The sequence below is a fragment of the Microbacterium sp. Leaf351 genome, from assembly GCF_001423825.1.
GTDB classification, from domain to species: domain Bacteria; phylum Actinomycetota; class Actinomycetes; order Actinomycetales; family Microbacteriaceae; genus Microbacterium; species Microbacterium ginsengisoli.
Map to the genome: position 1 here is coordinate 81,368 of NZ_LMPK01000012.1, position 3,268 is coordinate 84,635.

Here is a 3,268-nt window from a genome sequence, read left to right on the forward strand (position 1 = left end):
TCGTCGCCGACCAGTAGGAGCCAGAGAAGTGCCGTTGCTTGCGGTACCAGCGAAACTCCCGCCACGGCACCGCCGTGTCGAACTGACGAACACGAAGATCACGCAGGTCACTGACGTCGACGCGATCGTCGGACCTGCGGATCCGAATGGTTGCCTCTGCCCCCGTCACGAGCCGAGGACTACCCGGCGCGAGACCTCACCCGAACTACCACTCGCGGGAGACCGATCTGTGGACATACGGCCATCCTGGAGGCCTATCGACACAAGCAACCATGAACGAATCCCACGCAATTACGTAAGTCACGTCGTACCGAATCGCACTTGTGGCAACGGCGTTTACGTAGTACGTGACATACGTTTCAGTGAATGTCACATTCACTGTACGCTCGAAACCAGCGGAGTCAAGTTGTGTAGGTCAGGTAGACAACACCGGAAGGAGAATGCCTCAGAATCACCTTCGCGTAGGTGCCGGGCGTCGGCGACCTATGCGAAACTCGGGGCATGACGATAGTGGAGCCGATCGCACCGGAGGAGTCCCGTCTGTTCTTCGGCAACAGCTACATGAACGCCGTCGTCATCGAGATCGCCGCACTCGAAGGCGAAACCTTCTCACCCAAGCAGATCGTCGAAGCGACCGGGTTGCTGGGGAGCATCGTTCACCCGCTGATCCACAAGCTCCGCGACGCACACTTCCTCGAATTCGTTGGCCGCGTTCCGGGGGAGCGGACCCTGCTCTACCGGATCCGCGACAACTACTGGTGGGAAGCGGCACGACGCTACGCCGCGGATCGACAGGCGACAACGGAGCGCGCGGCCTCCTAAGCGTCCGCCGCCCGCCGTCCGCATGTCGCGGCGCCGCCCCTCGTTGCCGTAAGAGCGTCGGCAACCCCAACGCCGCAACACGAAAGCCCACGACCTCGGGCCCTAGTCATCCACGCCCGCGCAAACATCGCCGGTGCGATCGCTGCAGATGGATCTCCGACAGGAGAGTCATCCGCGCCGACGCGGCAAAACGCAACCTGAGACTAGCTCCGGTCAGGCAGCGAGCCCCTCGCTGATGTCCGCGGCAGTCACGGGGACGAAATGATGTCGGGGTCCTGCTGAGGCGTGCGGCAACGCGATCAGGTGTGCGCCGGCGGTGGAGGAGTCTGCGGCGAGGTGTGTGCCGATCAGGCTGGTGAGGACTCCGGCCACGGCGGCCAAGTCCGCAGCGGAACCATGAAAGGTCGGCACCGAACATCCCCGGGTGGGGACGATCTCATCACCGGCCAGAGGGTCCCGCCACAACCCGTGGTACAGCTCGAGCGCCGGATCGGCGCCCACGACCCGACCCACCCGGTCGTCCACAGACGACGGCGACCCAGCGCGGGACGGGCAGATCGTGACCAACCCAAGGGTGCCGGACGCGACATCGGTGGCGACTTGGGCGATCACCGCCCGACGGTCCGGCACCTCTGCGGTGGCGTCCAGGAGGGTCGTCACGGCGTTGCTGACCGTCGCGTCGATGACGATGTCCGCGTCGAGCGCGGCGCTGAGGTCTTCGGGGATCGCGCCGGCGGCGACATGGACGACGATGTCGTCACGAAGCGACCGCAGCCGTGTGGCGAGAGCTTGGGCCTTGGTCTCGCCGATGCTCGTCTCGGTGTAGTTCTGCCGTACCAGCAACCCACCGGTCACGACACCCGGGTCGCAAATCGTGATCTCTCGGGCCCCTGCCCGGACGACGAACTCGGCGATCCAGGATCCGAGACCTCCGCACCCCCACACGTGCACGGACTTTCCTGCGAACCCGTTGACGGGACGGTCCACGTCGCGTCGCGTGGTGACGGCTTCTCGTTCATCAGACATGTTGCACCATTCGATCGGCACCTCGACGTCGAGGAGGGTGGGATTCAGGTCCAGCGCCGTGCCCCGCGTCCGGCCGACTTTGCGCAGCGCGTTCGCGACAGCGGGTGTGAGCCGGCCGCAGAGCAGATGCGGTGGCCCGCCCGCACCGTGCGGGACGGCGAGGACGAAGTACTGAGGCGAATCCGCGGGGCTGCGCAGAGCGGCGGCGATCAGCATCGTCGTGAACGCCGGACCGAGCGGGGCATGGCGGCGCACCGGTCCGAACGCGCGGGGTGTCGCGACGTCCGCGGTCGGGTAGTCAATCAGGTATAGCAACGGCACCAACGACTCGGTCGCACCAAACGGCAGGTCGGAGAGCAGTCGCACCACCGGCACGATCATCTCGCCACGGTTACGCCAGGTGAGATCCAACCGTGCGTCGGTTCGTCGGTGCAGCGTCGCGGTCGTCACGCGCAGCGCCGGGAGATCATCGCGGGCGACGATCGTCGGTGTGCCCTGGGTGCGGTGCAGCACCCCGCCAACGGCGTGGTACATGGCCGTGGACGGATCGAACAGTGCCGCGGCGGCCTCGGCAAGCCACCCCCAGAGCCGGTTCAAGGTCGCGCTGNACACGTGCGGGAACCCGAGGAAGCGGGTATGGGTGACTTCCACGGTCGGGGGGGAGAAGGGGCTGGTCGGGATGCGCAGCACGAAAGGCTCCCAGCCATGCAGCTGCAACCCGTTCGCGGCGTGCTCGATCGTGTCGGTGTTCAGCTCGATCGGGACGCAGGCATCACCTTCAGGTCCCTCGCTCGCCGCACCGCAGCGCAACTCGTGCGGGCGTGCTCTGGCGAGTGCCCGTAGTTCCTGCAGCTGGGTCACCTGCCAGGGCGCGAAGGTCGGCTGCTTTCGCTTGGTCATCCCGCGCGCCCCGACCTCCCCGTTGTGGTCTCCTTCGTCGGGGCGGCCGGGGCGAACTTCGCAGGGCCGCTGCCGGCTGGTGCCTTGAAGCCGTCGCCGAACAGCGCCTGCCACTTCTGGACGCTGCGGTCCTTGTCCGGCTCGGCGTAGGCGTCCTCGATCTCGGCCGCGTGGACGTGGATGCGGTCCCGGAAGTACGAGTACGTCTCATCGGACCACCGGTGGTCGAAAGTGACTCCTGATCCTGACGGGTCGGCGATTGACGGCCGGTTAGGTCGAGCCTGCAGCCACTCGTCAAGATCCGTGACGATCGTGCGCAGCGCGGTGGGGAGGTTGCTGTAGCAGGACGGGTCGCTCATCTTGCTGAGCTCGCTGACCCGCTCTCCGAGGAGTGTGGTGAGCAGGATCGATCGGGTGCCGGTGAAGGAGTTCTTGTGATCGCGGAGGAACTTGATGAGGCGGATGACGCGGCGCAGGTTGCCGCCGGCGATCTGGTCCTGTTTCTTCATCCAGTCCGTGA

The 3,268-nt window shown here is 66.0% G+C and carries 2 protein-coding genes and 1 pseudogene; 1 reads left to right on the top strand and 2 read right to left on the bottom strand.

The window, feature by feature from the left end:
* Positions 1 to 501: 501 nt before the first annotated feature.
* Positions 502 to 822, top strand: coding sequence for a hypothetical protein (locus tag ASG00_RS05320; protein WP_156454721.1), 321 nt, complete (start codon positions 502 to 504; stop codon positions 820 to 822).
* 213 nt (positions 823 to 1,035) lie between these two features.
* Here ASG00_RS05320 and ASG00_RS17120 read toward each other — a convergent pair whose 3' ends face one another.
* On the bottom strand, positions 1,036 to 2,064 hold the full coding sequence (locus tag ASG00_RS17120; protein ID WP_235559176.1) for a ThiF family adenylyltransferase: 1,029 nt from the start codon (positions 2,062 to 2,064) through the stop codon (positions 1,036 to 1,038).
* 680 nt (positions 2,065 to 2,744) lie between these two features.
* Positions 2,745 to 3,268, bottom strand: a pseudogene (locus ASG00_RS17125) (SMODS domain-containing nucleotidyltransferase); the annotation flags it as partial.